This is a genomic window from Nocardioides sp., from assembly GCF_035429765.1.
Lineage (GTDB): Bacteria > Actinomycetota > Actinomycetes > Propionibacteriales > Nocardioidaceae > Nocardioides.
In genome coordinates, this window is the sequence record NZ_DAOMFK010000134.1 from 1 (window position 1) to 1,698 (window position 1,698).

Genomic DNA, 1,698 nt, shown 5'->3' on the forward strand with positions numbered 1-1,698 from the left:
TCCCCCCCGAACCCCCCGCGTTGGGACCGTACTAACCCGAGAGCATGAACTCCCAGGTGAGGGCGTGGGCCGCGGCGACGAGCAGGACCAGCAGCAGCCCGCCGGCCTCGAGCGGGCGCAGCCCGACCACCGAGGCCGTGTCGGGGACCAGCGCGAGCAGCAGCACCAGCAGGTAGAGGACCACCACTCCCCACCGGTAGCGACCGAAGGGTCCCGCGGGCGCGGTCGGGTTGCGCAACAGGGACACGGTGGACCAGGTGCCGACCAGCGCCGCCAGCCCGAACGAGCAGCGCCACACCGCGGGCGTCGTCGGGCTGACCTGCGCGAGCACCGCCATCATCCCCGGAAGCAGGAAGGACAGATAGACCCCGCCCGCCTCGCGGCGGGCCTGGGCGTCGGTGTGCCACTCGGTGTGCCCGGCCACCACGTTCCACCACAGGCCGACCAGTGTGAAGCAGGTGGCCGCCACGACCGCGTAGAACGTCGAGAGGTCCATGACGTTCCCCGCTTCCTGCGGCCGACCAAGGGGGCGAGGTCAGTCCCCGCGGTAGGCGCGCGCCATGTAGGTGACGAAGTCGTAGACGCCGTCCTCCGCCGGGGCCAGCGGGCCGGGACGGTAGCCGGGGGTCTGCATGCCCCGTTGCACCGACTCGCAGGCGGCCCAGTCCTGGCGGTTGGTGAGGTCCCAGAAGTCCACGGCGTACGCCGGGTCGAACCCGTCGGTCTCCGCGACCGCCCGGGGGAACGCCCACGAGCAGCGGATCCGGGTGCGGTGAGCCGAGATCGGCGTGAGCAGGTGGGTCATCACGTAGTCGGGGTGCAGGGAGACCAGCATGTTGGGCAGCAGGGCGAGGTACATCACCGTCCGCTGCTCCACCTCGTCCAGGCGGGTCATCGTGGCGCCACCGCTGGAGCCGTCCAGCGACATCGTCGACATCCCCTCGCGCAGGTCCATCGAGCCGCCCACCCAGTCACCCTGGGGCGGCAGGTTGTCCCCGGAGTCGGGCGGGCTGATCCGGCACAGCTCGGGGTGGATCGAGGAGCAGTGGTAGCACTCCTGGTAGTTCTCGACGATGACCTTCCAGTTGGCCTCGACGTCGTACTCGTGGGTCTCGCAGGTGACCAGCTCCGCGCCGTCGTAGCGGCCGAGGATGGCGTCCAGCCCGGCCACGTGCTCCTCGAACGTCGTCGCGGCGCCCCGGTCGGCGAACAGCCAGCCGTTCCACTCGCGGATCTCGACGGGCGCCAGCGGGTGCGCCTCGGGGTCGAAGCCGGGGGCGTCCCGGAAGCCGGGCGCGCCGAGCAGCGACCCGTCCAGCCGGTAGGCCCACGCGTGGTAGGGGCACACGATCGCACGGTTCTCCGCCGTGCCGTCGCAGGGGAGCAGCTCGTGGCCCCGGTGCCGGCAGGCGTTCTCGAACCCGCGCAGAGCGCCGTCGTCGCCGCGGACCACCAGCACGCCCGCCGCTCCGGCGGCGTACGCGCGCATCATCCGCGGCCGGGCCAGGTCCTCGCCCCGGCCCAGCGCCAGCCAGCCGGAGAACACGTGGCGACGCTCCCAGGCGAGCACGTCGTCGTCGAGGTACGCCGCCACCGGGAGCATCCGGCTCTCCCCGAAGGGGCGCAGGGCGTCGGCGAGCTGGGCCTGGTCGAGAGGGGCAGCAGGGCGCGTGCCGGTCATCCGTCGAGGGTAGGACC

Annotated in this window: 2 protein-coding genes; both read right to left on the bottom strand. The window is 72.6% G+C overall.

Annotation, left to right across the window (positions count from 1 at the left end; translation table 11 throughout):
* Positions 1-31: 31 nt before the first annotated feature.
* Complete coding sequence (locus PLP61_RS12090) at positions 32-496, bottom strand: hypothetical protein (protein ID WP_324502972.1); 465 nt, start codon at positions 494-496, stop codon at positions 32-34.
* A 39-nt stretch (positions 497-535) separates the two neighbouring features.
* Positions 536-1,681 (bottom strand): aromatic ring-hydroxylating oxygenase subunit alpha, encoded by a 1,146-nt coding sequence (locus PLP61_RS12095; RefSeq protein ID WP_324502973.1) that lies wholly within the window; start codon positions 1,679-1,681, stop codon positions 536-538.
* Positions 1,682-1,698: the final 17 nt, after the last annotated feature.

Coding starts and splice junctions, on each gene's coding strand:
- PLP61_RS12095 (WP_324502973.1), bottom strand. CDS start 1,681: ATGACCGGCACGCGCCCTGCTGCCCCTCTCGACCAGGCCCAGCTCGCC.
- PLP61_RS12090 (WP_324502972.1), bottom strand. CDS start 496: ATGGACCTCTCGACGTTCTACGCGGTCGTGGCGGCCACCTGCTTCACA.